This is a genomic window from Pseudomonas sp. NPDC089407 (assembly GCF_044900445.1).
In the GTDB taxonomy this organism is placed as follows: Bacteria; Pseudomonadota; Gammaproteobacteria; order Pseudomonadales; family Pseudomonadaceae; genus Aquipseudomonas.
In genome coordinates this window covers 12844-38783 of the sequence record NZ_JBJDNB010000039.1, presented here as the reverse complement: position 1 = coordinate 38783, position 25940 = coordinate 12844, and the positions used below count along the sequence as shown (strand labels likewise).

The 25940-nt window shown below is 63.4% G+C and carries 24 protein-coding genes and 2 pseudogenes; 2 read left to right on the top strand and 24 right to left on the bottom strand.

Annotated features, from left to right (window positions below):
• The gene (gene uvsE, locus ACI2KG_RS24575) at positions 1-1014 is read left to right on the top strand and encodes a UV DNA damage repair endonuclease UvsE (protein WP_404663615.1); all 1014 of its coding nucleotides are present in this window, start codon (positions 1-3) and stop codon (positions 1012-1014) included.
• A gap of 21 nt (positions 1015-1035) precedes the next feature.
• Here the strand turns inward: uvsE and ACI2KG_RS24570 are convergent, their stop codons facing one another.
• Positions 1036-1269: a hypothetical protein gene (locus ACI2KG_RS24570; protein WP_404663614.1), complete on the bottom strand. Its 234-nt coding sequence runs from the start codon at positions 1267-1269 to the stop codon at positions 1036-1038.
• 72 nt (positions 1270-1341) lie between these two features.
• Positions 1342-1647, bottom strand: a pseudogene (locus ACI2KG_RS24565) (MAPEG family protein); the annotation flags it as partial.
• Position 1648: 1 nt separating this feature from the next.
• Here ACI2KG_RS24565 and ACI2KG_RS24560 point away from each other — a divergent pair.
• A pseudogene (locus ACI2KG_RS24560) lies at positions 1649-1981 on the top strand (transcriptional regulator); the annotation flags it as partial.
• Between the two features lie 47 nt (positions 1982-2028).
• Here ACI2KG_RS24560 and ACI2KG_RS24555 read toward each other — a convergent pair.
• The 22 genes from ACI2KG_RS24555 to ACI2KG_RS24450 all read right to left on the bottom strand — a co-directional run bounded on the left by ACI2KG_RS24555 (position 2029) and on the right by ACI2KG_RS24450 (position 25935).
• Positions 2029-3237: an MFS transporter gene (locus tag ACI2KG_RS24555; protein WP_404663613.1), complete on the bottom strand. Its 1209-nt coding sequence runs from the start codon at positions 3235-3237 to the stop codon at positions 2029-2031.
• 24 nt (positions 3238-3261) lie between these two features.
• The gene (locus ACI2KG_RS24550) at positions 3262-4299 is read right to left on the bottom strand and encodes a Rieske 2Fe-2S domain-containing protein (protein ID WP_404663612.1); all 1038 of its coding nucleotides are present in this window, start codon (positions 4297-4299) and stop codon (positions 3262-3264) included.
• 118 nt (positions 4300-4417) lie between these two features.
• A complete protein-coding gene (locus ACI2KG_RS24545) occupies positions 4418-5251 on the bottom strand; it encodes an SDR family NAD(P)-dependent oxidoreductase (protein WP_404663611.1) in 834 nt (277 codons plus the stop codon).
• Between the two features lie 23 nt (positions 5252-5274).
• Positions 5275-6039, bottom strand: a complete 765-nt coding sequence (locus ACI2KG_RS24540; RefSeq protein ID WP_404663610.1) for an SDR family oxidoreductase — start codon at positions 6037-6039, stop codon at positions 5275-5277.
• A gap of 131 nt (positions 6040-6170) precedes the next feature.
• Positions 6171-7421: a helix-turn-helix transcriptional regulator gene (locus ACI2KG_RS24535; protein ID WP_404663609.1), complete on the bottom strand. Its 1251-nt coding sequence runs from the start codon at positions 7419-7421 to the stop codon at positions 6171-6173.
• 47 nt (positions 7422-7468) lie between these two features.
• Complete coding sequence (locus ACI2KG_RS24530; protein WP_404663608.1) at positions 7469-9853, bottom strand: RND family transporter; 2385 nt, start codon at positions 9851-9853, stop codon at positions 7469-7471.
• Positions 9840-10838, bottom strand: a complete 999-nt coding sequence (locus ACI2KG_RS24525) for a WD40/YVTN/BNR-like repeat-containing protein (RefSeq protein ID WP_404663607.1) — start codon at positions 10836-10838, stop codon at positions 9840-9842. The genes ACI2KG_RS24530 and ACI2KG_RS24525 overlap by 14 nt, the downstream gene beginning before the upstream one ends.
• A gap of 199 nt (positions 10839-11037) precedes the next feature.
• Positions 11038-12246: an acetyl-CoA C-acyltransferase gene (locus tag ACI2KG_RS24520; RefSeq protein ID WP_404663606.1), complete on the bottom strand. Its 1209-nt coding sequence runs from the start codon at positions 12244-12246 to the stop codon at positions 11038-11040.
• Between the two features lie 8 nt (positions 12247-12254).
• Positions 12255-12725, bottom strand: a complete 471-nt coding sequence (locus ACI2KG_RS24515) for a MaoC family dehydratase (protein WP_404663605.1) — start codon at positions 12723-12725, stop codon at positions 12255-12257.
• A 9-nt stretch (positions 12726-12734) separates the two neighbouring features.
• Positions 12735-13520, bottom strand: a complete 786-nt coding sequence (locus ACI2KG_RS24510) for an SDR family oxidoreductase (RefSeq protein ID WP_404663604.1) — start codon at positions 13518-13520, stop codon at positions 12735-12737.
• 374 nt (positions 13521-13894) lie between these two features.
• Positions 13895-14773, bottom strand: a complete 879-nt coding sequence (locus ACI2KG_RS24505) for an SDR family oxidoreductase (RefSeq protein WP_404663603.1) — start codon at positions 14771-14773, stop codon at positions 13895-13897.
• A gap of 32 nt (positions 14774-14805) precedes the next feature.
• Positions 14806-15957: an acetyl-CoA C-acetyltransferase gene (locus tag ACI2KG_RS24500; RefSeq protein ID WP_404663602.1), complete on the bottom strand. Its 1152-nt coding sequence runs from the start codon at positions 15955-15957 to the stop codon at positions 14806-14808.
• Between the two features lie 3 nt (positions 15958-15960).
• Positions 15961-17019: an acyl-CoA dehydrogenase family protein gene (locus ACI2KG_RS24495; protein ID WP_404663601.1), complete on the bottom strand. Its 1059-nt coding sequence runs from the start codon at positions 17017-17019 to the stop codon at positions 15961-15963.
• 9 nt (positions 17020-17028) lie between these two features.
• Positions 17029-18189 (bottom strand): acyl-CoA dehydrogenase family protein, encoded by a 1161-nt coding sequence (locus ACI2KG_RS24490; RefSeq protein ID WP_404663600.1) that lies wholly within the window; start codon positions 18187-18189, stop codon positions 17029-17031.
• A gap of 9 nt (positions 18190-18198) precedes the next feature.
• The gene (locus tag ACI2KG_RS24485) at positions 18199-18951 is read right to left on the bottom strand and encodes an enoyl-CoA hydratase family protein (RefSeq protein ID WP_400622544.1); all 753 of its coding nucleotides are present in this window, start codon (positions 18949-18951) and stop codon (positions 18199-18201) included.
• Positions 18948-20042, bottom strand: coding sequence for an NAD(P)H-dependent flavin oxidoreductase (locus tag ACI2KG_RS24480; RefSeq protein ID WP_404663599.1), 1095 nt, complete (start codon positions 20040-20042; stop codon positions 18948-18950). The genes ACI2KG_RS24485 and ACI2KG_RS24480 overlap by 4 nt, the downstream gene beginning before the upstream one ends.
• On the bottom strand, positions 20039-20950 hold the full coding sequence (locus tag ACI2KG_RS24475; protein ID WP_404663598.1) for an enoyl-CoA hydratase: 912 nt from the start codon (positions 20948-20950) through the stop codon (positions 20039-20041). The genes ACI2KG_RS24480 and ACI2KG_RS24475 overlap by 4 nt, the downstream gene beginning before the upstream one ends.
• A gap of 15 nt (positions 20951-20965) precedes the next feature.
• On the bottom strand, positions 20966-21763 hold the full coding sequence (locus ACI2KG_RS24470; RefSeq protein ID WP_404663597.1) for a CoA-transferase subunit beta: 798 nt from the start codon (positions 21761-21763) through the stop codon (positions 20966-20968).
• A gap of 11 nt (positions 21764-21774) precedes the next feature.
• A complete protein-coding gene (locus ACI2KG_RS24465; protein WP_400622552.1) occupies positions 21775-22650 on the bottom strand; it encodes a CoA transferase subunit A in 876 nt (291 codons plus the stop codon).
• On the bottom strand, positions 22647-23552 hold the full coding sequence (locus tag ACI2KG_RS24460) for a VOC family protein (RefSeq protein ID WP_404663635.1): 906 nt from the start codon (positions 23550-23552) through the stop codon (positions 22647-22649). The genes ACI2KG_RS24465 and ACI2KG_RS24460 overlap by 4 nt, the downstream gene beginning before the upstream one ends.
• 218 nt (positions 23553-23770) lie before the next feature.
• Positions 23771-24718 carry an OB-fold domain-containing protein gene (locus tag ACI2KG_RS24455; RefSeq protein ID WP_404663596.1) on the bottom strand — a complete coding sequence of 316 codons (948 nt, stop codon included), beginning with the start codon at positions 24716-24718 and terminating at the stop codon, positions 23771-23773.
• Positions 24719-24723: 5 nt separating this feature from the next.
• The gene (locus ACI2KG_RS24450; RefSeq protein WP_404663595.1) at positions 24724-25935 is read right to left on the bottom strand and encodes a thiolase family protein; all 1212 of its coding nucleotides are present in this window, start codon (positions 25933-25935) and stop codon (positions 24724-24726) included.
• Positions 25936-25940 lie beyond the last annotated feature (5 nt).

The following is a 25940-nucleotide window of genomic DNA, read 5'->3' as shown; positions in this document are numbered from 1 at the left end:
ATGCCACGCCTTGGTTTCGCCTGCATGTACCGCCACCCGCACCGCAGCCTGACGATCAAGGCGCTGGAAACCATCGAGCGTACCTTCAACCCACGCACCACCACCCTGCGCTGGATGACCGGCGCGGGCGAAGCGGCTGCTCGGGCCAAGCTACTGGAGCTGGTACAGCACAACCTCGATGCCCAGTTGCGCCTGCTGGCCTATGTCAGCGAGCTGCCGCCCATGCTGCGCATGTTGCGCCTGAGCAGCGACCTGCTGCCGCTGTACAGCCACCCAGCCGTTGCCCCGCTATACCGTGAGCCAGCCTTCCAGGCATTGATGGCCGAACGTTTCGCCGCCATCGGCCAGCTGGCCCGCGAGCAGAACATTCGCTTGTCCTTCCACCCGGGCCAGTATTGCGTGCTCGGTTCGGACCGTGCCGAAGTCGTAGAGAACAGCCTGGCCGAGTTCGAATACCACGCCGACATGATCCGTATGATGGGTTTTGGGCAGGCATTCCAGGATTTCAAATGCAACATACACATTGCCGGACGGCTCGGAGTGGCGGGCATACGGCAGGTGTGGCCACGGCTGTCGCAGGTGGCGCGTAACGTGATCACCTTCGAGAACGATGAAAAGACCTACGGTGTCGATGACTGCCTGGCGGTGGCCGATCTGGCGCCCGTGGTGCTGGATATCCACCATTGCTGGATCCATGAGGGCGACTATATGGCCCCGAACGACCCGCGCATCGAGCGCATCATTGCCAGTTGGCGGGGCGTGCGGCCAGTCATGCATTATTCACAGCCGCCCGAGCACCTGCAGGCGCTTGGTTTTGACGCCGGCACCAAGCTGACCCTTCCGGCACTGCTGGACAAGGTCAACAAGCGCGACCTGTACGCGCACAGTGCACAGATGTGGAACGACTGGACCAACCGCTACGCACTGCAGTTTCTCGAGCGGTTCGACATCATGTTCGAGGCCAAGGACAAAAACCTGGCCACGCTGGACTATTACCGCCGCTACGTCGCCTGATGCCTTGGCCGCGGCATGCACTCAACCAATGCCGACAATATCGGCATCATCGGCATCGCGGCAGCGGTTGCGGCACACGCATTCGAATTCCGCTTGGGCACGGGTGGAAAAGTTCAGGCTCAGACGCACCTTGTCATGAGTGTCGTAAAGGTCATAGCCCTCCCCCAATGCGGCGGGAAAACCGAGCCGCCGAGGGTAGACCTCTTTCTGCATTGGCACTGCGGGAACCACAACGAAACGCGTCTGCATGATCATCCCTCTTCGGCAGTGCTTAAGTATTAGTACTGCTATGTGAAAGCATCAAGATGACTCATGCAATATTTTGGATCAGCTACAAATCTTCGCTGCGATGAGTGCACAAAAAACCAGCAGGCAAATAACCCCGACGCCGTAGAACAGCGTGCGCCATGGCTGCAGGCCGAACAGGTAGGCCAGCGTATGCAATACCCTGGCAAAGGTGAACGTAATGCTCAGCCAGAGTATCGGTTGCGCGGGTGCGTTCAGCGCCACAGCCAGCCCGCCAAGGGCGAAGAACGCCGGTATGTTCTCCAGGTCATTGGCCCATACCCTGGCGGCGCGCAACACTTGCGGGCGCTCGACAGCCTGGGCGGCGCGCCCAAACACGGCCGCATCCCACCTGGTCAATGCGCCAGAAATCCGCTCTGCGGCCTGGCAACGCGCGTCCAGGGAGGCCGCCGGCAACCCGGTGCTGGCAGCGCGCTTGCGTAGCTTGCCGGCCCCGGGCAGCGCACTGGATGCGGCAGCGGCCACACCCGTGCTGCTGACCCGCTTGACCACCGCCTATGGCGAACTGGGCTTTTTGTCCACGTTTACCACCTTCGGCATGCCGCAGGACATCACGGTGCAATCGCTGCGCATCGAGCACTTGATACCCGCTGACACCCAGACCCGGCAAAGGATGCAGGCAGCCTTCGACCAGTGGTCGGCCATTGATCAGCAACCGTAACCACAGCCTTTGGCACAGCGCTAACACCGCCCGCCAGAGCGCGACGGCTAGGCGACGCGCTGTGCCTGGGGCAGTATCGTGCGGGTAACGGTATCTTCCTGCAAACGTTGCAAGCGTCGCGCCAGCAACCCGGAAAACACCAGCACCGGGATCAATGCGCACAGGGCCGCAAGCCACAGCAGTTCGCTATAGCCCTGGCTGAGCAACTTGCCGGCCAGCGCCGGCCCGGCCATGGAGCTCAAGGCGAAGGCGCCCGGAATCAGCATGATCGACCGGCCGCTGCTGTCCAGGCGGGCAATGGCTGCCGTCTGATAAACGCAGCCCCAGGTGAAGCCTACCTCCCAGATCCAGGCCCCCAGGGCATAGCTCAGAAAGCCTTCGGCATTGCCCAGCAACAACAGACCAACGCCCAACACCGCCAAAACCAGCAGATGGGGAATGCGCACACCCAAGCGGTCACCCACCAATGCCAAGGCCAGCGCCGCCGCCCCGCCCAGTAATTTCAGCACCGCAAATACAGTGCCCATTTCTGTTGGCTGCAAGGCAAGGCCATGGCCCAAGCGCTCCAGAAACGCCCAAAGGCCGATTTGCCCGCTGCCAAACAGGAAGAAACACACCAGGGCCACGTAGGCTGCCGGCGGAAAGGCGAAACGCGACAGCAGCGAGCCCGTGTGATTCGCGCTGCTTTCAACCATGAAGTCCTGGCGCCTGGGCAACGCCAGCGCACTGACACTCAGCAGCACGATAACCACCGCGAGCATCACGGCTGCACCGGCGTACTGAAAGTGCGTAATCACCAGCGACGGCAAGGCAAACAACACCGCTGCGACAACGCCAAGCTCGATGCCCAGGCGCATGCCCAAGGCCCGCTCCTTGTTGGCCATCTGCCCCATGATGCGCATGCCAAGGCACGTCATCAAAGCGGCGAAGAAACCGATCAGCGCCCACATCGGCAGCTGCACCGCCGCCGGTAGCCATGACGACATGCCGTACGCCGTTGCCGCGCCCAGGGCACAGGCCAAGGTCAACCAGCGCCAGTTCAGGTGGTCGATCAACATCACCGCCACCAACGTGCCGAGCAGATACCCGGCAAAGCATACCGAGCCCAGCAGGCCAACCTGCTCGATGCTGAAGCCAAGGCTGTCGACCATCGCGCCAAGCAGGATCGGCAAGGTATTGAACGGCAACCCGCCAATCGTCGAGGCAAAGCTTGCAGCCAGCATGATCGCCAGCGTCCTACGGCCACTCATGTTCATTGCGTGTTCCTGCCTGGCGGGTGATCAGTGCTTGTCGACGGTGACGATTTCACGGCGCTCGGCCATTGCGGCGGGCACGCTGGCTTCGTCCATGAAGAATTGCTCGTACCATTCGCGTAGCTGGTAGACCGGGCCATCGCCCTCTGCCAGCACCGGGTTGTTGACCCGGACCTTGTGCGCCCAGATATCCACATCCTGATAGAACGACTCACGGTTGCGCAGCACGTAATCCTGGGCCAGGGCTCGGTTTTGCTCCTCACTCCAGCCTTCGATCTTCTTCACCATGCAGCCGAAACGCAGCTCGAAGCTGTTGGCCGTGATCGGTACATGGCAGTTGAGCAGGATCGAATGGATTTCCATGCCCTCGAAAACCGCGCGCATGCGGGTGAAGTGGGTGGCAGGCCCGTAGTAGGCCGACTCCGCTACCAGGTCGCCGCCCAGGCGCTCGGAATCACCATGAAAGATCTGCTGCGCGATGTGGCCCTCGAACACGTTGGCAAAGTACTTGGTCGGCGTGCCATGCACCGGGCCGAAGTGCTGCGCATCTGCCAGGTTGTCGACCAGTTCACGGGGGTTGGTCTCGATGATCAGCTTGTCCATGTGCCAGTCATGCAACCACTCATCGCTGTCCTGCTCGGGCAGGTGTGGTATCACCACGTCGCTTGCCGGGGCCTTGCCTTCCGGGTTGTTCCACACGAACAACAGGTTGTTTTCCTCGCACGTCAGCCAGCTGCGGGTTTTGGCCTTGGGCGGGATGCGCTTGCAGTAAGGGATTTCCACGCATTTGCCGCTGGCATCGTATTGCCAATGGTGGAACGGGCAGACCACCCTGTCATTCTCCAGTGTCCCGCGGGAAAGGTCTGCGCCCATGTGCGGGCAGTGTGCATCGATCACGCTGATCTGGCCGCTGGACGTGGCAAAGGCCAACAAGCGAGTGCCAAAGATGTCCAGGGTATGCAACTGGCCGTCACGGTAGTCGGCAGCCTCACCCAGGCAATGCCAGCCTCGACCGAAGCGAGGTGCCAGAACACTGTCGACGTTGATTGCTGCGAGCTTGGTCATTGTTATTGTTCCTCGTGTGAAAATCCCCGGTAACTTGCCCGGTCAATCTTCACCGAGCAGCACCGGCTGCTCATCCTCCGCATGGACTAGATGAGCAGGTCACGAGCTGTGCTTGCGGCTATCGCCAGTCGTCGACGATACCGTGTTCCAGGGCAAACGGCTGTGCAGCGATGGTACGCCGCTGAAAGCGTGCTGCCTGCTCGCAGGTGGCCAACCACACCATCACCTGCGCTGGCACATGCGGCGGTGCAGTGCCGACGCGCAAGGCCAGCAGGCCGCTTTCGCCCAGCGTGGCCTTGAGCGCGTCGGTGGTTACGACACCGGGGTTGACCGTGTATGCCCTTATCCCCTGCCCGCCCAGTTCTGTCGCGATCACCCCGGATGCCCTCGACACCGCGGCCTTGCCGGCACCATATGCGTAGCCCCAGCCACCTTGCGCCGCGGCCACCGGCGGGTCGCTTTCGCCTGCGCCGGAGGTGACGTTGATCACCACACCCACGCCCTGCGCAAGCATCGCCGCCAGTACCGCCTGGGTCAGCAGCAGTGGCGCCAGCACATAACCCTTGAACACGCGTTCCAGGGTCTGTGGTTGCAATGACATGTAGGCTGCGTTCAGGTCATTGCCCTGATAGATCGCGTTGTTGACCAGCACGTCGATCCGCCCATAGGCTGCCAGCACCGCCTGGCTTGCGGCGAGCACCGAATCGCTGTCCAGCAGGTCCATCGGCACTATCAGGGCCTGACGCCCCAGCGCACGAATGGCTGAGGCGGTGCTGTCGAGGCTGCCCGGCAACGGTACGCCCCGGGCATCGAGCAGGCGATGCTCAGCCTGCGCGCCCTCTGCTACGGTGCGCGCGCTGATGGCCACATCGAACCCCGCCCGGGCGAACGCCAGTGCAGTTTCGCGCCCGATGCCGCGGCTGGCACCGGTAATGAATGCCACTTGGGTCATGGCTAGCCTCCTGCAGGCAATGGTCAGAACCGGGCCGGACGCACCATGGCATCCATGCCGCCATCAACGAAGACCACAGTGCCATGCACGAAGCTGGCCTGTGCCGACTGCAGGAACGCCACCACCTGGGCAATTTCCTCAGGGTGGCCGGAGCGCCCCATGGGCGCGACAAACTCACGCACTGCCTTGGCAAACCGCGGGTCGTTCAACGAGGCCTGGTGCAACGGTGTCTCGACTGCACCGGGGGCAACCACATTCAGACGAATCCCTTGTTTGGCCCATTGCACAGCCTTGCTGCGGGCATTGGCCGTGACGGCATACTTGGAGCAGGCGTAGGCCACGTGTGACAACTCCAGCGCATTGGCCTGCTCCAGTGCCAACGCCTCATTGCCTGCAAGCATGGCGGCAATCATCGGCTGTTGCTCTGGGTTGGCGTGGGTAGCGGCGATCGAGCCGATCACCACCGCTGCTGGGGCTTGGCCTTTGGCCAAGGCATCGGCCAGGCCGTCGAGCAGTTCACTGACGCCAAAGTAGTTGACCGCAATGATGGTATTGGACAGCGCGCTGGAGCCCACCCCGGCACAGCACACCAGGCCGTCGAGCACACCCCCGCTCTGCTCCAGCACCGCCGTGATGGCAGCCTGGCGCCCTTGTGCAGTGGACAGGTCGGCAACGACCTGCGCCTCTGCACGGTCGATGCCGATAACGCGATGGCCCGCGGCGCGTAGCGCCTGGCACACGGCTGCGCCGATTCCTGACGCAGAACCACTGACGGCTGTAACTGGCATAACGTGCTTCCTTGATAAGTGACGGTGGGTCGAGTATTGGTGGCGGGCCGGCCCGGCAACATCGTCCGCACGGACTAAAACGCCCCGGGCTGCAAGCAGACGCGGGGCGCTGGGGTTGTGGCAAAAGGCGCTCAGGCGCTGTGGCGCACCGGCGGGGCCAGCTTCAAGACAGGCGCTTCGAGCCTATCGGCCGCCGACGGGGACAACCTGGGCTTTCCCAAGGCGACCACGCTGTTGAGGATGATGCGCACCAACTCCGTCTGGCGGCGTACGCCGGTCTTCGAAAAGATCGAACGTAGGTGGGCGCGGGCGGTATTGCGACGAACGTTCAACACCTCAGCGGCTTCTTCAAGCGACAGGCCGTTGGCCAGCTCCATGGCCAGGGCGGTTTCGGCACGGGTCAGGTTGAACAGCTGCTTGGTCACGGTCTCGTTGGCCATGGAGCGGCCAACGGCGTCGCGTATGTACACCACCACCACCGGTTTGCTCTTCCCTTCGGCCCAGTCCTGGGTGCGAATGGACTCGACCACTACCCCCAGGTTAACGTTGCCCGAAGGCCGCGCCACCGACATCGCTTCAGCGGCGGCGCTGACTTTTTCGTTGTCCATTTCACGGGCAAATGCACTGCGCACCAACCGCTGCAGCTCACGGTTGTCGCTGGGATAGGTCGCCTCCAGGCGACCACCGACCATCTTCAGGCCGTCTGCGCGGTCAAGCAGCTCTCTGGCCACCGGGTTCAGGCGCAGCACGCTGCCGTTCTGGTCAAGCACGATGGTGGCCACCGACAGCCGGCTGATCGCCTGGGAGTACAGCTCACTGATCGACTCACTTCGGTCGAGCAGGTTGTGCACATGCATGGCCCGGCGCAGGTGCGGCAGGAACATTTCGCACAGGGCGCGCTCCGCAGCGGAAAATTTCGGCGCGGTTTTCGACCGGGTAATGCGAAACCGCAGCTTGCCGCCATCAGGCGTCGAGATATCAGCGCCCATGACATGGTAGATGTCCTGAGGAACGCAAAATGTCTTGAAGTAGGCCGAGCCGGTCCACTCAGCTTCGCTCATCAGGTCTTCGACGGTGAACACGCTGTCCAGCGGCTGGTTGCTGAATGGCGTCATGCCTTGCGGGTAGGCCCAGTAACTGACCTCGCCTTCACCTTCGATGTCGCCAACGACGATCATCAAGCCCATGTCCGGTTGCTCGGGTACCCGCAGGATCAAGGTCACATAGTTGGCCTGGAACAAGCTGCGAATGTGGCGCAACGACTTGGCCATCAGCTTGTGGTCCAGCGCACCGTCGTAAAATTCGCCAACAAGCCGGTCATATTCGTCAAGCTCCAGGCCCATGTCGGCCAACGCTTGCATGCTCAAGCTGGAATTACCCATCGCCCGTCTCCTCGCGGGCGCGGCCAAGGCCGTGCCCGTTCTTATTGTTATGATTTGACCAGTTGCGCATGCAGTGTACGGCGCGCCTTGGCCACCACAAGAGGTTTGCCCTGGTTGAACCAGGCCGCCAGCGCCGGCAGCAGGAAGATCGCACCCAGCACATTTACCAGAAACATGAATGAAAGCAATACCCCCATGTCAGCCTGGAACTTGAGCGGCGCAAAGGCCCAGGTGCACACGCCGATCGACATAGTCAGGGCGGTGAAAACCGCCGCCGTGCCGCGCTGGCACATGGCCTGGTAGAACGCCTGGCGCAAGTCGGCTCCTTCAGCCATCTCGTGCTGAATGCGCTCATACAGGTAGATGCCGTAGTCCACCCCTACCCCCACGCCCAGTGCCATCACCGGTAGCGTCGCGACCTTCAGGCCGATACCCAGCATCGCCATCAGCGCATTGCACAGCACCGCCACGATCGCCAGCGGCACCAGGATGCACAGTACTGCGCGCAGTGAACCGAACGTCAGCCAGCAGAACAACCACACCGACCCGAACAACGCCACCAGCATCACCACTTCGGCACGCTTGACGGCATCGTTGGCAGCTGCCATCACCCCGACGTTGCCCCCGCCCAGAACAAATTCGATTTCCGGCACCTGGACCTGGGCGATGATGCGTTTGGCCTCACTCACCACATGGGCCACGGTGGCGCCATCGTGATCGGTCAGGAACACCAGGATCTGCATGCGCTGGCAGCCATCGGTCACCAGGCCGTCATCCGGTACATAGGCCCGGGCGCCCTGGCTCAAGCCGCGGGACGAGCCCGGAATCGCGGCCCAGCGCGGGTTGCCTTCGTTGTTGCCGGCGATCACGGTCTTGCCGAACCCGGCCACGCTCTGCACCGACTGCACCCCGGCGACACTGCGCATCTGGAAATCGAACGCCTCTACCGCACGCATCACCGCTGGCGACAGGCAGGCCTCTTCCACTCCCTGCGCCTGGACGAACACAGCCAGCACATCCAGGCCAATGGAGTAACTGCCAATGATGCTGGCGTTGTCCAGGTTGTAGCGCGAGTCGGCACGCAGTTCCGGGGCACCTGCACCGACATCGCCCACCTCCAGCTGCCGCGCCTTGACCACGGCAACACCCAGCAACATCAGGCTGACCACCAGCACCGCCAGCGCCGGACGCGGCTCGGCCAGCGCCGACAGTCGCCACCACAGCGGATGCCGCGGCGCCTGCCGCACCTGGTTCAGCGCCCCACGTCCCAGGCGCAAGTGAGAAATGATGATCGGCAACATCAGCTTGTTGGTGATGATCATCAGCATCACCCCGATACAGGCGGTTACGCCCAGTTCATGCACGATCGGGATATCGATCAGCATGATCACGGCAAAACCCAAGGCATTCATCAACAGCGCCAGCGAGCCCGGAACAAAGATCTTGCAGAAGGCCAGCCGTGCGGCCTGCAACGCATCCTCGCCGGCCAGCACTTCCTGTTTCCAGGCGTTGGTCATCTGCACCGCATGCGATACCCCGATGGAGAAAATCAGGAACGGCACCAATATCGACATCGGGTCGATGCCCAGTCCCATCAGTGGCAGCAGGCCCAGCAGCCACACCACGGGTAACAACGCCACCAGCAAGGCCACCACGGTCAGGCGCAGCGAGCGTGAATACAGCCACAGCAACACGCCGGTGATCAGGAACGCGACGGCAAAGAACCCCATCACCGTCATCAAGCCATCAACCACGTCGCCCACCAGCTTGGCGAAACCGACGATGTTGATTTCAACCTGGTCGCTGCTGTATTTGGCGCGAATAGCCTCCAGGCGCTGGGCCACATCAACGTAATCGACAGCGGTGCCCGTTTGCGGGTCGGTGTCCTGAAGGTCGGCACGCACCATCGCCGACTTCAGGTCGTTGGCCACCAGGCGGCCGACTTGCCCGGAACGCGCGGCATTGTTGCGCACCTGGGCCAAGTCCTGTTGGGTGCCGGTAAAGCGCGGCGGCACCACCACATCGCCAAAAAAGCCGTCTTCGGTGATCTCGATGTAGCGCACATTGGCCGTGAACAAGGAGGTCACACTGGCGCGGCTGACGCCGTTGATGAAGAACACATCGTCAGTGACCTTGCGCAGGGTGTCGAGAAACTGCGGGTTGTAGATATCGCCCTCGCCTTTCCAGCGCACACTGACCAGGAAGCGATTGGCACCCGTGAAGTATTGGCTGAACTCCAGGAAGTTGAGCATGTACTCATGACGCACCGGGATCTGCTTGTTGAACCCGGGGTCGAGCCGGGTATGCGTGGCGCTGTAGCCCAAGCCCAGGGTCAGCAGCACGAACAGGGTCAACAGCGGCTTGCGGTGGGCCAGCAACAGGTCGGCGCAGCGCTCGACCGTGCGTGTCACCCAGGTATCAGCGTGCTTCATGAAGCGACTCCCCTTGATTCAGGGCGGCAACAGGATTGCCGTTCCCCTGGAACACACCACGCTCGCCAGCCACCAGCACCTGGCCGGTGCCGACGACAATGGCTGAGGTCAGCGTGCCCAACCCCGCTTGACGCTGGCTTGCCAGCAGGCGCCCCTTGCCATCCAGGCGCACCATCGCACTGCCGGCACCCACAATCAGTACCCCGGCGTCACCGGGTAACAGCACATGCCCATATAGCGGTTGGCCGCTGTCAACCTTGATGGCTTGCCATGTCTCGCCAAAGTTGTCGGTAACGAACACATTGCCGCGCATGCCATAGGTGACCCAGCGCTCAGCGCTGAGGCGCACCACGCCAAACAGTGAACCGTTGTAGAACGCAGGCAACTGCTGCCAGTGCTGGCCACTGTCGGCGCTGCGCATGACCAGCCCCTGCTCACCTACCAGCATGCGCCGCCCGGTACGGTCGCCGTCCATTGCGTTGAGGTGCGCGCGGTCAACCGGCAACGGCAGTGCCTGCCAGCTCGCCCCGGCGTCGTCAGACTGGTAGAACTTGCCGTAGCTGCCGAACGCAAACACCTGTTGCCCGCTCGCGGCCCAGGCACCGAGCAGCGGCTCGCCGGTGTCGGCTTCCAGATGAACTTCCTGCCAGCTGGCGCCGGCATCCTGTGAGCGCAGGATCCAGCCGTCCTGGCCCACCGCAACCAGGTGTTCGCCATCAAGTGCGGCCAGGCCGGTGAGGGAGATATGACGTTGCGGTTGAACCGTGGCTTGCTGCCAGGTTTGCCCGCGGTTTTCGCTGATGAGGATGGTGCCCCGCTCGCCGACAGCAACCTGGCGCTTGCCGAGGTTGAGCAGGCCGTTGACCTGCATGCGAGCGGTGTTCAGCTCGGTATCGGCAACAGGCTTTGGCTCACGAGGCGTAAATGCCAGTGCAACCACCCCGGCGACCGTGATGCACACCAGATAAGCAATCAGTTGGCGCATGGGCGACTCCTTGCAGCAACATCCAGGCGCTCGACAATCTCCATACGGCCACCCTCTTGTTCTTGTAGTAGTGAATCGCTGCCCCCACGGGGCAGCGCTTACAACCGGTGTTGACTGAGGTGTGTAGATAGTCGGCCTGCCTGGCTGCCGGGGCATCGTCCAAATGGCCTAACCCGGCAACTGGCATGCCGATTCCCGATCAGCTGATTTCAAACAGCCCCGCGGCCCCCATGCCGCCGCCAATGCACATGGCCACTACCACGTAGCGCACGCCCCGGCGGCGCCCTTCAAGCAGCGCATGGCCGACCATGCGTGCCCCCGACATGCCAAACGGGTGGCCGATGGCAATGGCCCCGCCATTGACGTTCAGGCGCTCCGGGGCAATGCCCAGGGCATCGCGACAGTGCAGTACCTGGCATGCGAAAGCCTCGTTGATTTCCCACAGGCCGATGTCGGCGACCGTCAGCCCGAAACGCTTGAGCAGCTTGGGTACCGCCAGCACGGGCCCAATGCCCATTTCCTCGGGCGCACAACCGGCCACCGCGATACCGCGGTAGACGCCTAACGGCTGCAGGCCGTGCTGAACAGCCTGGGCACGGCTCATCAGCAGGCTGGCCGAGGCACCATCAGAAAATTGCGAGGCATTGCCGGCGGTAATGAACTCACCCTGAGTAACCCAATGGCCGTTCTTCCACACCGGGTTCAACGCCGCCAGGTCTTCGGCCCGGGTCGAGGGGCGGTTGCACTCGTCGCGATCAGCCAGCACCTGCTGGTGCCCGGCCGGCTGGCCCTCTTTGTCAAACAGTTGCTGCTGCGCAGTCAGGGGCACGATTTCATCAGCGAACAAACCATCGCGTTGCGCTGCGGCCGTACGCTGCTGGCTTTGCAGTGCGTAGTCATCCTGCGCCGCGCGGCTGATGCCGTAGCGGCGCGCGACGATCTCGGCGGTTTCTATCATCGGGATATAGGCGGCAGGCGTGCACGCCAGCACGGCCTGCGACTGGTTGCGGTAGGTGTTCTTGTGCTTGTTCTGGGTCAGCGACAACGACTCGACGCCACCGGCGACAACAATGTTCATTTCACCGGCCAGAATGTTCTTTGCCGCCACACCGATGCTCATCAGGCCAGAGGCGCACATCCTGTCCAGGGCCATGCCTGGCACGCTCTCGGGCAAGCCGCCGGTGTAGGCACACAGCCTGCCGATGTTGTAGCCCTGGGTACCTTGCTGCACGGCGGCGCCCATGATCACATCCTCCACCGAGGCCGGCTCGATGCCGGCACGCGCCACCACGGCACGCACCACATGCCCCCCCAGCACCGGCGCCTCTGTGTCATTGAACGAGCCGCGGAAGGATTTGGTCAGCGCAGTACGCGCCGTGGCAACGATAACAACGTCATTCATGCTCATGTTCAGGCTCACTCGGTTACGGGGTTGAAGGTGTAGCGGCTGATGGTGTCGACCACGCAGCCGGGGCGCTCGGCGCCTTCGATCTGCACGGTGATGCGCACCACCACCTGCACCGCGGTATCGATCACCTGGGCGCTGACAAGCTGGCCGTGGCCGCGCACACGGCTGCCTACACGCACTGCCGCCGGAAAGCGCACGCGGTCAGTGCCGTAGTTCACGCCCATGGCCATGTTCTCCAGGGTCATCAGTTGCGGCATGAACAGGTTGGCCAGGGCCAGGGTCAGGTAACCGTGGGCGATGCACGCGCCGAACGGGCCGCTGGCCGCACGCGCCGGGTCGACGTGAATCCATTGCCGGTCGCCGGTTGCCTCGGCGAACAGGTTGACCCGCGCCTGGGTCATTTCCAGCCACTCGGTCACGCCCAGGTCCTGGCCCTGGGCGGCCAAAAGCTGCGCTGCACTGCTGAATCGTGTGCTCATTGCCTACCCTCACGCCTGTTGGGAACTGACCGACAGCACTTCGCCGACCATGTACGAGGCGTAATCGCTGGCCAGGAACACCATCACATTGGCGACTTCCCACACCTCGGCTGCGCGGCCAAAGGCCTCACGGCCGGCCAACTGGCCCAGCAATTGCTCACTGGCAGCCTTTTTCAGGAAGTCGTGCAAGGCGATCGACGGCGACACCGCATTGATGCGCACCCCATGCTCGGCGGCCTCCAGGGCACTGCAGCGGGTCAACGCCATGACCCCGGCCTTGGCCGCGGCGTAATGCGCCTGCTCCTTCTGCGCGCGCCAGCCCAGCACCGAGGCGTTATTGACGATTGCCCCGCTACCACGACGCTGCATGTGGGGCAACATTGCCCGGGTCATGCGGAAGGTGCCGGTGAGGGTGACGTCGATGACCCGCAGCCATTCTTCGTCGCTCATATCGACCACACGCTTCTGGCCACCGAGGCCCGCGTTGTTGATCAGCACATCGACGCCACCCAGTGCCTGTTCAGCGGCACTGACCAGCGCCTGCACCTCGGCTTCGACGGTGACGTCGCATAACTGGCCGTACACGGCATGCAGGCCGGTGTCGGCCTTCAACTGCTCAACCGCCTGTTCCAGGCGACGCGGGTGGACATCGGACACCATCAATGCCCGGCAACCTTCTTCGGCGCAGCGCTTGGCTGCGGCATAGCCGATGCCGGCGCCAGCAGCGGCTGTAATGAGTACGGACTTGCCCGCCAGCAACTGGTGGCCGGGCACATAAGGAGGGGCTTGCTTCACGATGAATACCTCTGACGGATAAGCTTTCCGACAGGTATAAAGCCCGTGATCATCGGGCACATCGTCAAAACGGACGGGGTGTACGCCGTGCCTTAAGCGTCGCCAATGCAATCGAGCGCCGCCCGCGCGGCGCTTCGCGGCACAAGCCCTAATGCCGGTCAGTTAATACTGCCGGGGCTGCTGCGCAGCCCATCGCCGGCAAGCCAGCTCCCACAGGTATGGCGCATGGCTTGAGATTAGTGCTATCGGTGTGGGAGCTGGCTTGCCGGCGATGGGCCGCAAAGCGGCCCCAAATTGCTTAACTGACTGGCATAGAGGCTTTCCGCGCGGGCGGCGCTCGGTCTCACAGGCGCTGCAATACCCAAGGCATACGCTCAGCTGCCCCAGACTTTCTGTGCCTTGGGCGCTTCGTCGAGAATGGCTGCTACCACATCACCCACCTCGCCTACCTCCCAGCGCGCGCCTTTGTCACGCGTCACACCGGTGCGCCAACCGTCGCCAAGGGAAATCCGCCCGCCCTGGCTTTCAAACAGCTGGCCGCTGACGTGCCCGGACTCGACACTGCCCAGCCACACCACCAAGGGCGCAACGTTGTCTGCCGCCCAGGCGTCGAAGCTGTCGTCTTCGGGTTTCTTGACCATGTCCGGCATCGCGCTCTCGGTCATCGCGGTACGCGCCGCCGGCGCCAGGGCATTGGCAGTGACCCCGTAGCGGCCCAGCTCTGCCGCCTGTACCAGCGTCAGTGAAGCAATACCGCCTTTGGCGGCCGAATAGTTGGACTGCCCGATCGAGCCCTGCAGGCCCGCACCGGAGCTGGTATTGATGATGCGCGCAGCCACCGGCGAACCGGCCTTGGCAAGGTCCCGCCAACGCCGGCCAAGGATGTTGGCCAGGCAATAATGGCCTTTGAGGTGCACGCGCATCACTTGGTCCCAGTCTTCTTCGGACAAGCTGATGAACATGCGATCGCGCAAGACCCCGGCGTTATTGACCAGCACATGGACTTCACCAAACGCTGCCAACGCGGCATCCACAATCTGCTGCGCCGTGTTCAGGGTGGTGATGTCGCCATCGTTGGCAATGGCGTGGCCGCCCTTGGCACGGATCTCGGCGACAACCGCCTGTGCGGCGTCAGCACGGATGTCGTTGACCACCACATTGGCGCCTTCGGCGGCAAATGCCAGTGCATAGGCACGGCCCAGGCCGCCACCAGCGCCGGTGATGATCACGGTACGGGCGTCACAAATACCCATGGAGGTGCTCCTGTTGTTGGATGTAGGCGGCTTCAGAGCCGTTCGATGATGCTGACGTTGGCCTGGCCACCGCCCTCGCACATGGTTTGCAGCCCGTATCGCCCGCCCGTGCGCTCCAGCGCATGCAGCAAGGTGGTCATCAGGCGCGCCCCGGTGGCCCCAAGCGGGTGGCCGAGGGCGATGGCGCCACCGTGGACGTTGGTGCGCGCAGGGTCGTAATCCAGTTCCTTGGCCCAGGCCATTACCACCGAGGCGAAGGCTTCGTTGATCTCCACCAGGTCGATGTCGGCCATGCGCATGCCGGCCTTCTTCAGCGCCGCGCGGGTTGCGGCAATCGGCGCGGTGAGGTGCCAGATCGGGTCATCACCCAGCACCGACAAATGGTGAATACGCGCCCTGGGGGTCAGGTTGTAGCGTTTCAGCGCTGCCGCCGAAACCACCAGCAAGGCCGCTGAGGCGTCGCAGGTCTGGCTCGATACCGCCGCCGTAATCGACGGGTACTCCGGGCTTACCGGCTCCAGGCTGGCCATTTTTTCCAGGCTGCTGACACGCGGCGTTTCATCGTGTGCCAGCCCCTGGCACGCCACGATTTCCCGCGCGAAGTAACCCGCATCGGCTGCGGCCAATGCCCGCGCGTGGCTTTGTAACGCGAACGCTTCCATGGCCTGGCGGCTAAGCTGCCAGTGATCGGCAATGCGCTGCGCCGCATAGAACTGGTTGACCGGCTGGTTGCCGAAGCGCGCCTGCCAACCCAGGCTGCCGGAAAACGGGTCGCTGAAACCCAGCGGCTGGCCGGCCAGCATGGCCGATGAAATGGGGATTTGCGTCATGGTCTGCACCCCGCCCACCGCCACCACATCCTGGGTACCACTCATCACCGCCTGGGCGGCAAAGTGCAGCGCCTGCTGCGAAGAACCGCACTGGCGGTCCACCGTGGTACCCGGCACGTTCAGCGGCAAGCCGGCGGCCAGCCAACTGGTCCGGGCGATGTCGCCGGCCTGCGAGCCGATGGCGTCGACACAGCCAAAAATGACATCGTCATAGTCTTCGGCCGGTACGCTATTGCGCTCGACCAGCGCCTTCAGAACGTGTGCGCCCAGGTCAATCGCATGTACGTGGGCAAGGCTGCCCTTGCGCTTGCCGGTAGGGCTGCGCAGGGCGTCGACAATATAGGCTTCGGGCATGGCTCAATCCTCGAATGTTGCGCCAGGCCCAAGCCGGACCTGATCACTGAGCACGTAGGCGGCGACACGGGACTTGTGCGTGGCACGGTCACCCCAGGACGGGTCGAGCGACCACACCCGTTTCATGAACATCTGCAGGTCGACCTCCCAGGTGTAACCCATCGCCCCGTGCACCTGGATACCGTGACGGGCGGCCAGCCAACTGGCCTCGCAGCAGGCCAGCCTGGCCTGCGAAACATACACATCTGCGCCCTGCTCGCCCTTGCTCAGCGCGTAAGCGGCCCGGTACAGCACAGGCTTGGCAAACTCGATCTTGCTGGCTATATCGGCCAAGTGGTGCTTTACCGCCTGAAAACTGCCGATCGGCTTGCCGAACTGCTTGCGCTGGGCCACGTAGTCCACCGACAAGTCGAGTATCCGCTGAGCCAGGCCCAGCAGTTGGCCGGCTACTGACAAGGCACCGCGGTTCAGCGTTTCGGCCCACAGCGCGCGGCCCTGCTCGCCGCCGACCAGGCGCGTGTCGGGGCTGGGGTTCCAGCTGACCTTACCCAGCCGCCGCGAGGCATCGATACTGGCATTGGGCTGCACATCCACCTGCGCACGCGGCACTGCGTGTACCTCATCGCCATGGGCCAGGATCAACCACTCGGCCAACGGTGCATCGGGCACCAGCGGGTTGATCGGGTGGCCGATGGCGATGCGCACGCTGCCATCGGCAATGCGCGGCAACAAGCTGGCTTTCACCGGGCAGTCGGCAGGCAGGCCGTTCAACAAGCCCGTTACCACATAGGCGGTATCGGCCAGTGAATCGGGGATGGCGTAGTACCCCAGCTCCTGGGTCATCAGCGACCAGGCGACATCGTCCATGCCCAAACCGCCAAACTGCTCGGGCACCGACAACGCGGTAAGCCCTTGCTCGGCGATCTTGCCGCGTAAATCGGCAGACCGGCCGGCGTCTGTTTCCCAGATCTGGCGCAGCATTTCCGGCGCCGCCTCGGTCATCAGAAAGCGGCTGATGGCTTCACGGAAGGTGAGCTGATCATCGGTAAAGGTAAAGTCCATGGCCGGCTCCTACTTCGGCAGGCCGAGCATGCGCTCGGCAATGATGTTGCGCTGGATTTCGTTGGTACCGGCATAGATCGGCCCGGCCTGTGCGAACAGGAACCCCTCGAGCCAGGCCCCGGCAACCGCCTGCGGCGCACTGCTGAGCAGTTCGCCGTGAGCCCCAAGGATGCGCATGGCGGTGGCATGCATGCGCAGGTCCAGCTCGGACCAGATGATCTTGTTGATGCTCGACTCGGCGCCAATCTGCGCACCGCGGCTCAAGCGGCCAACGGTGTGGTAGGAGGACAGGGCATAACCTTCTGCACCCAGCCAGGCGTCGACCACTGCTTCGCGGATGCTCGGGTCGCGGTCTGCGCTGGCGCGGTGGGCGTGGTACAGCTGTACCAGCTTGCGCGCCGTGGCCTGGAAGCGCGCTGGCGAGCGCAGCAGCAAGCCACGCTCGAAGCCAGCGGTAGCCATTGCCACCTGCCAACCCTGGCCTTCTGCACCGATGCAGTTTTCGACCGGCACGCGGACATCGTCGAAAAACACTTCGGCAAAGGTATTTTTGCCATTCAGCGCCTTGATCGGCCGAATGGTCACGCCGGGCGCATCCAGTGGCACCATGATGAACGACAGGCCATGGTGCCGGCTTGAATGCGGGTCACTGCGGAACAAGCCAAACAGCCAGTCGGCGAACAGCGCCCGGCTCGACCAGGTCTTTTGCCCGTTGAGCACGTAGTGGTCACCCTCCCGGATGGCCTTGCTGGTGATTGCGGCCATGTCCGAGCCCGCGTTGGGTTCGGACCAGCCTTGCGCCCACATGTCGACGCTCGACGCCATTCGCGGCAAGAACCGTTGCTTCTGCGCCTCGGTACCAAACTCCATCAAGGTGGGGCCAAGCATCAGCTGGCCGTTCTGGTTGATGCGCATGGGGGCGTCAGCGCCGTAATACTCTTCTTCGAAAATCAGCCATTCGATCAGGTCGCACCCGCGCCCACCGAGGTGCTTGGGCCACATCACCATCGACAGGCGATGCTCGAACAGCTTGGCTTCCCAGGCGCGATGCTGCTCGAAGCCTTCGCGGGTGTCGTAGCTGCCCAGGGGGCTGGTCGGCAGGTTGGCGGCCAGCCATTCACGGACTTCCTGGCGGAAGGCCTTCTGCTTTGCGGTATAGGCTAGTTCCATGGCGCTCTCTCAGAACTTCGCGTCGCGTTTTTCGACGAAGGCGCGGCGGGTTTCGGCGGAATCCGGGCTGGTGTAGGCCTGAAGGGTAAAGCCCTGCTCCCAGCGGTATTTGTCTTCAAGGTTGCCGTCTTCGATGCCGTTGAGGGCTTCCTTGGCAATGCGGATCATCGCCGGGCTCTTGGCGGCGATTTTGGCGGCGATTTCCAGGGCGGTTTCGCGCAACTGCTCCTTGGGCACCACACGCTCGATGAAGCCATACCGAGCGGCCTCGGCGGCGCCAATCTTGTCGCCGGTCAAGAACAGGTAGCGTACCTTCTGCACCGGGAACAGCCGTTGCAGGTGTGCGCCCCCGCCCATCGCGCCGCGGTCGACTTCCGGCAAGGCAAACGTGGCACAGTCGGCAGCGACCACGATATCGGCCGCCCCTGTCAGGCCGATCCCCCCACCCAGCACAAAGCCATGCACGGCAACAATGACCGGCACCGGGGTGCGATGTACGGCCTTGAACGCGGCATAATTACCGGCGTTGACCGCCACGATCCGCTCGGGGTGGGCGTCCAGTTCCTTGATGTCGACGCCGGCGCAAAAACCGCGCCCCTCGGCACGGATCACAATCACCCGCACTCGCGGGTCGTCGCCCAGGGCCTCAACGTGGTTGGCAAGGTCCATCCACTCCTGGCTGTTCAAGGCGTTGACCGGCGGTTTGGCGAGCACCAGTTCGGCGATGCCCGCTTCGATCTGTGTAATGAATGCGTGAGTCACGATGGCTCTCTCCAAAGTTCAGCGGGTTGGCGTGCCAGCAAGGCTTCCAGGCATTGCTCAGCCTGCTCGGCAATTTCTTCGATCAATTGCTGGCAACTTTTCAGTTCGCCGATGGCTGCTGCAACTTGGCCACTGGGCAAGATGCCTTCGTCCGGAACACCATCGATCATCGAGCGCTGCAACAGCACCGGCTGGTTGGCAGCCATGACCGTTTGCGACAACGCAGCGGGGTCGTCTTTCAGTGCCTGGCGCAGGATTGACGCCACCTGCAGCAGGCTCATGCCGGTGTGCTGCTTCCATTTCCAGGCACTGCGCAAGGCAACGCGCAGGCGCCCTAGTGGCCCGGCCTGCTCCAGGCGCTGGATGAACGGGTTGTCGATCATGCGGTGGCGCATACCGTCGACCGCCGTGGTCACTCGCACCCTCTGCGGGTCGTTGACCTTCAGGTAGTGCACCAGGGTGGCCGGCGGCGTCGGCGAGTCCTTGCTCATCAAGAACCGCGTGCCCATGGCAATGCCTGCCGCGCCCGCGGCCAGCGCGCCGGCCAGGCCCCGGCCAGTGGAGTAGCCCCCGGCAGCGATGACCGGCACCGACACGGCATCCAGCACCTGCGGCAACAGGATTGAACTGGGTACACCGCCGGTGTGGCCGCCGCCCTCGCCCCCCTGGATGGTGATCATGTCTGCACCCAGTTCTACCGCCTTGAGCGCATGCTTGAGCGCGCCCACGGTGGGGACGCACAGCACCCCGGCAGCCTTGAAGCGGGCAATGGTCTGTTTGTCCGGCCCACGGCCATAGCTGACCGCACGCAAGCGGTAGCGGATGGCCAGGTCGACGCACTGCGCGGCGTTGTCCTGGAACATGTGGAAGTTGAGGCCGAAATTGCTGCCACCAGTGGCGGCAATCACCTTGTTGATTTCACCCTCCAGGGCCTGGGCTGCAATGGTTGCCCCAGCCAGAAAACCGAAGCCACCGGCCCGGGTAGTGGCGATCACCAGGTTGGCGTCTGCCACCCAGCCCATGGCCGTCTGCACGATGGGGTAGCGGCACCCCAACGCCTCTGTCAGTGGCGTTGCCAGCCAGCGGCTCATGCTTGCTCTCCGCCGGCGGCCAGCTTGTTGGCCTGGGCCATGGCCTTGGCATCAAAGCCGCCAAGCTTGTCCCCGCTGAGCAGCTCGTTGTGGGCATGGGCAAAGTGGTGCCAGGCAAACGCAGCCTCCATTGCCGTGCGCTTGCCCTGCAGGTCTTCTACGTGGTTGATGGCCTGCTTGGTCAAGGCCAGGCCCATGCGCGGCTGGCGTGCGATGTTCGCAGCCAGTGCGTAGGTGCCTTGCTCCAGCTCGGCACGTGGCAGCACGCGGTTGACCATGCCCATGTGGTACGCACGGTCGGCGCCCATGCGTTCGCCGGTGAACAGGAACTCCTTGGCAATGCGCGGGTTCAGCTCGTAGGGATGGGCAAAATATTCCACCCCGGGTATGCCCATGCGCACCACCGGGTCCTGGAAGAACGCGTCATCGCTGGCCACGATCAGGTCGCAGACCCAGGCCAGCATCAACCCGCCGGCCACACAAGCGCCCTGCACCATCGCAATGGTTGGCTTGGGCAGTTCGCGCCAGCGCCGGCACATGCCCAGGTACACTTCCTGCTCACGGGCGTACAGTTGCTCGCCGCCCGGTTTGTTGGTGTGGTCCCACCACAAGTGCGCGCGCTCGAATGGCTTGTTGATGTCGCGCCCTGGCGTGCCGATGTCATGGCCGGCAGAAAAGTGCTTGCCCGCGCCGCGCAGCACGATGACCTTGACCGCGTCATCATTCACGGCTTGGCGCAGCGCCGCATCCAGTGCGTAGGTCATTTGCGAATTCTGCGCGTTATTGAAGCCTGGCCGGTTCATGGTCAGCGTCGCGATCCCCTCGGCCACGCTGTACAGCACGGGTTCCTGTGTTTCGTAGACCGAATGGTCTTCACGCTGGACAAATTCGCTGTCTGTGCTGTTCATGCTCTGTCCCTCCCCTTACGCCGGGCGCACGCCAGCAGGGTTGCCCTTGATTGCCGTGCTGCGGTAATCGTGGGGATCAAGCCGACGGATCAGCGCCAGTTGCTCTGCCGTCGGGTGCGCGGTTTCTGCCAGCGACGGCGACCTGAGCAGCGGGAAGCCGGTTTTTTCCTGAACTTCCTCAAAGCTCACACCAGGGTGCAACGTGCGCACCTGCACGGCTCGCTGCGGGCCCTCGAAGTCCATGACACACAGGTCGGTGACAACCCGACGGATATCCATCAGGTCACGGCGAACCCCTTGCGGCCAGCGCTCGGCCTTGAACCCCACGCCCGACACCATGTCCACTTCGCCACCGACGAACACGCGGGTACTGTGGTTGGGCACGAAGAACGAGTTGATGTGGTTGATGCTGTTACCGGGCAAGCCCCGCACGCCGAGCATGGCTGCCTTGGGTTGCCGGTAGTCGCCTACGCAAGACAGGTTGCTCTGGCCCCAGCGGTCAATCTGGGTTGGGCCGATCATGGCGTGCCGACGCCCCCCCCAGACACATTCGAACACCCGCTCGAAGCTCAGGTAACCCGAGTACCTGGGCACGTAGTCACCGCGCGGCCCCAGCGGGATAGGCTCTTCAACCAGAAACGCCTCACTGTCGGTCATCAGCAGTTGCGGGCTGTGGCTGAGTTTGGCCAGGCTTGCGCCAAGCCGTGGAATCACACCCAGGCCCGACGCTAGCCATTCGCCATTGCCCCGCCAGGCCTCGCTGGCGGCCACGATCAGCAGTTCGGCGAGGGTAAATTCACAGTTGCTCGACATGTCCATCCTCCTCAGAACACCGGCAGGGGCAATGTGCCCATGCGTGCGGCACCGCCATTCTTGTCGTGATACGCCAGCTCGCCCGGCGCCACGAACGCATCGATGTAGGCCTGCCAGCCGCCTGCTTCGGCGGCGCTGGCGGCATATTCTTTCAAGTGTTTGAAGTCCCAGCCGTATGCAGGCGGGCACGACGTCGGGTGCGCACCAAACGGGGCGTGAATCACGCCGCTTACCAGGTAGCGCTCAAAGGTGTTACTGCGCGCTTGCTCGGCACTCAGTTCCAGGCGTTCATGCAGCGTCTCGCAGGACACGAAGCACTGCTGGGCGGCGCGGGCAAACAGGTGATCGAAATACGGGTCAGGCCCGGTCACCAGGGTATTGCCCAGGCGGTCGGCGACGTTGACGTGAACAAATGCCACATCCAGGTTCAGTGCCGGCATGGCCAGCAGCACTTCGCGGTCGTCGTAGGGCGACTCAATGGTTTTCAACCCAGGGTTGAGCGCCGTAACATCCGTCGCCAGGCCACAACGGGTCGGCAGAAACGGCAAGCGCATGGCGGCTGCCCGCAACCCCCACTGGAACATGCCTTCATCGACCTCCAGCAGTTCCAGCTCACCTGCTTCGCGCGCCTTGCGGTAATAGGGTTCCAACGGGATGGCATCCAGCGTTGCAAAGCCGAATACCAGCTTGCTGACCTTGCCGGCCGCGCACAGCATGCCCACCTCGGGGCCGCCATAGGCCACCACGGTCAGGTCCTTGACCGTAGATCGCAGGATTTCCCGAACGATGGTCATCGGCTTGCGCCGCGGGCCCCATCCGCCAAAGCCGATGGTCATGCCATCGCGCAGCTGGGCCACCGCATCGGCCGCCGTCATTTGCTTGTTCATTGCACATCTCCTTGCTGCTGGCCGACCGAAAAGTCATGCCCCCACAGGCTCACGCGGGTGAATTCGAAGGCCGAGTGCCCGGCCCAGTCCACTTGCAGGCCGCCGTAGCCGTACTCCAGGTCGAAGCCGGACGGGGTCTTCATGTAAAACGAGGTCATCAAGTCGTTCAGGTGCTGGCCGAGGGTGGCCGACAGTGGCACCTGTTGCGCCTGGCGCCGGTCGTGGGCACGGCCGACTTCGGTCATCGAGTCGACTTCGACCATGACGTGCACGCACCCCGAGCTCACCGCGAACTCGGCCAATGCCAGGGAGTGGTGACGGCTGTTCTGGCAGTGCAGAAAATGGATGCGAATGGGCGGCGCGGCAGGGTCCGGGCAGAAATTGAAGATGTCCGACAGTTCAAAACCCAGCACGTCCTTGGCGAACGCCAAGGTGGCCTCGAAGTCGGGGGCCGGCAGCACGGTGTGGCCCAGCCCCATGTCGCCGGTCAGAAAGCGCGGCACGCCCTGCGGCGAGACAAACGGCAGGCAATCGGAGCGGTGCCCCCAGCTCAGCTCGTGGCGGTTACCGGACGGGTCGATGACGCTGACCAATGCCTGTACGCCGCGCTGTTCGATCTCGGCTGCCGTGCCGGTGGCCCAGTGCACCCCGGCTTTGTCCAGGGCCTGGATGGCGGCATTGAAGGCGCGTTCGCTGGCCAGTTCCCAGCCGGAAGCGACATAACCCGCAGCAGCGCCCTCAACGATCAACATGCGAAACGGGCGCTCATCCATCTTCACATACAGGCCGCCGCCGGGCGCGGCTGTCACCATCATGCCCAGCACGTCTTCGGCATAGCGTTGCCATTGACTGAGGTTTTCGATTTGAGCAACGAAGTAGCTCAGACCCCGTATATCCATCATGCCCTGCTCCCCAATGACTGCACCTTTGATGGTGTTCATTGTGCGGAGCGCGGACGAGCGCCTCATCGTCCGTTGAGACTAAGCCTCTGATCTGGCGGCAAAACAGCTGATACCCGGGATAAGCGAGGCGCACCCGGCAGACCCAGGTGGCAAAAAAAGGGGCGCAATGCGCCCCGGTCTCCGGCAATGCCGGGCCAACGGTTAAATGAGCCAGACGGCTACAGGTACAGAATCACCAGGTCATTGATGACCGAAGGGCGGTCGCTGCCAACCACATGGGTATTCACTTCCAGCGTCAACTGCGTGCCACGTTTGCCCTGCACCACCTGCTTGACCCTTGCCCGCGCATGCACCCGCGACCCGGCTGGCACAGGTGCGGGGAAACGCAGGCGGTCAGAACCATAGTTGACCATGGTGCTGAACCCGGTGATCTCGAAACCCAAGGGCAACTTCAACCGTGATTGCAGCACCTGCACCAGCGCACCGTGGGCGATAGTGCCGCCAAACGGGCTTTGCTTGCGCGCACGCTCCGGGTCCGTGTGGATCCAGTAGTCATCGCCCGACAGGGTGGCAAAGGCATCGATCAGGGCCTGATCGATGACAATTTCATTGCTCCAGTCGGTAAAGGCTTCGCTGACCAGGCTTTGCAGCGCCGCTTCGTCGTCCATGGCCACCTTGCGCACGGCCGTAACCTGCGCAGGGGGGGCAGCGTGTGCCGTAGCCAGCCCGGCCCCACGCTGCAGGCTTGCCACGTCGATGTCCGGGCCGGTAAAACGCAGCAAGCGCGTGCCCTTGGCGTCGACTTCGGCGAACACGGGTTTCAGGCGCATGCCGATGTGAATCTGCGCTTCGTCGAGGCCCACCAACGTTGTGTTGATACGCACGCCCTCGTCGAGTTCGACCACCGCCAGCAGCTGCGGCATCTCATCGGCGAAGTCGGGCAACGTGGCGATGCGCGCCACGGTAAAGCTGTACAGGCTGGCGCCACCGCTGGCTTCACGCCAGCTCAGCGCATGGGCAAGGCAGCCAGGGCAATGACGCCGCGGGTAGAACACCCAGCGGTGACAGGCGTCGCACTGCTGGATCAACAGCCGCTCGGCCTTCAGACCCTCCCAGAACGGTGCCGAAATTTCCGTGGGCACCGGCATTGGCTTGTTGTTCGACATGCTGGTCACGCTCCCTGAAGTATCAATGCGGCCTGCTCGCTCATCACGCCACCGGTGCCAGAGACATAGACACTGTCGCAGCGTTTTAGCTGCCGCTCGCCGGCCTCACCACTGATTTGCGTCACGGCCTCGATCACCTGTGACATCCCCCCCGCCGCGCCGGCCTGACCGAAACTGAGCTGGCCACCGTGGGTGTTCATCGGGAAGTCGCCGCGCCAGGTCAGGTCATGCTCACGAACAAAACGCATACCCTCGCCCTTGGCGCAGAACCCGGCATCTTCCAGCGTCAGCAGGGCCGTGATGGTGTAGCAGTCATAGATCTGTGCCGCATGCACGTCGGCAGGCTTGAGCCCGGCCATGGCAAAGGCACGTTGCGAGGCAGGCCCTATCGGAGTATTGAGCATGTCCTGCGCATAGGAAGGCGACTTGAACGCCAGGTGCTCTCCAAAGCCGGTAATGAATGCCGGCCGCTTGCGCGCACGCGCGGCCACTTCTTTGGAGGCGATGATCATGGCCGCACCACCGGCCACCGGCATGACGATTTCGAGTATGTGCAGCGGGTCGGCAACGCACTTGCTGGCCAGTACCTGCTCGATGCTCAGTGGCTGGCCATGGAACATAGCCTGGGGGTTGGCCAGGGCGTTGGTCCGCTGGTCCACGGCGATCTTGGCCAGGGCCACCGGGTCGTAGCCATACTGCGCGGCATAACGCTGGGCAATCATGGCATAGCCGGTGTTCTGGCCCATGTGCCCGTAGGGCAGGTCGAATTCGGCCTCGGGGGCGCCGAAGGCGGTGCTGTGGCCACCGTAACGCATAGCCCGGGCCATGGCGCCCGGGTCTTCATCCGGCCCCATGGGCGCCAGACGCGCAGGCAGCACGCAGAGTACCGCCTGGCACAGGCCCAGCTCGATGGCGGCGGCGGCCCGCCATACCATGCCCACGGACGTGCACCCGCCCAGGTCGACCACTTCGGCGAAGTTCAGGCTCAAGCCCAGGTATTCAGCGGCCATGGCCGGCACGAATACCGAAGCTTCATGAAAATGCGGCCCGTTGATCACCAGCCCGTCCAGGTCTTCGGCGCGCAGGCCTGCGTCGTGCAGGGCTTGCGCGGCAAGGTCGGCGACTTGCTCAAGGTGGAACATGCGTGGCGCGGTAGCGTATTTTTCCGGTTTGTACTGGGCGGCGCCTACAATCGCCGCATGACCTTTCAGACCCATGTGTC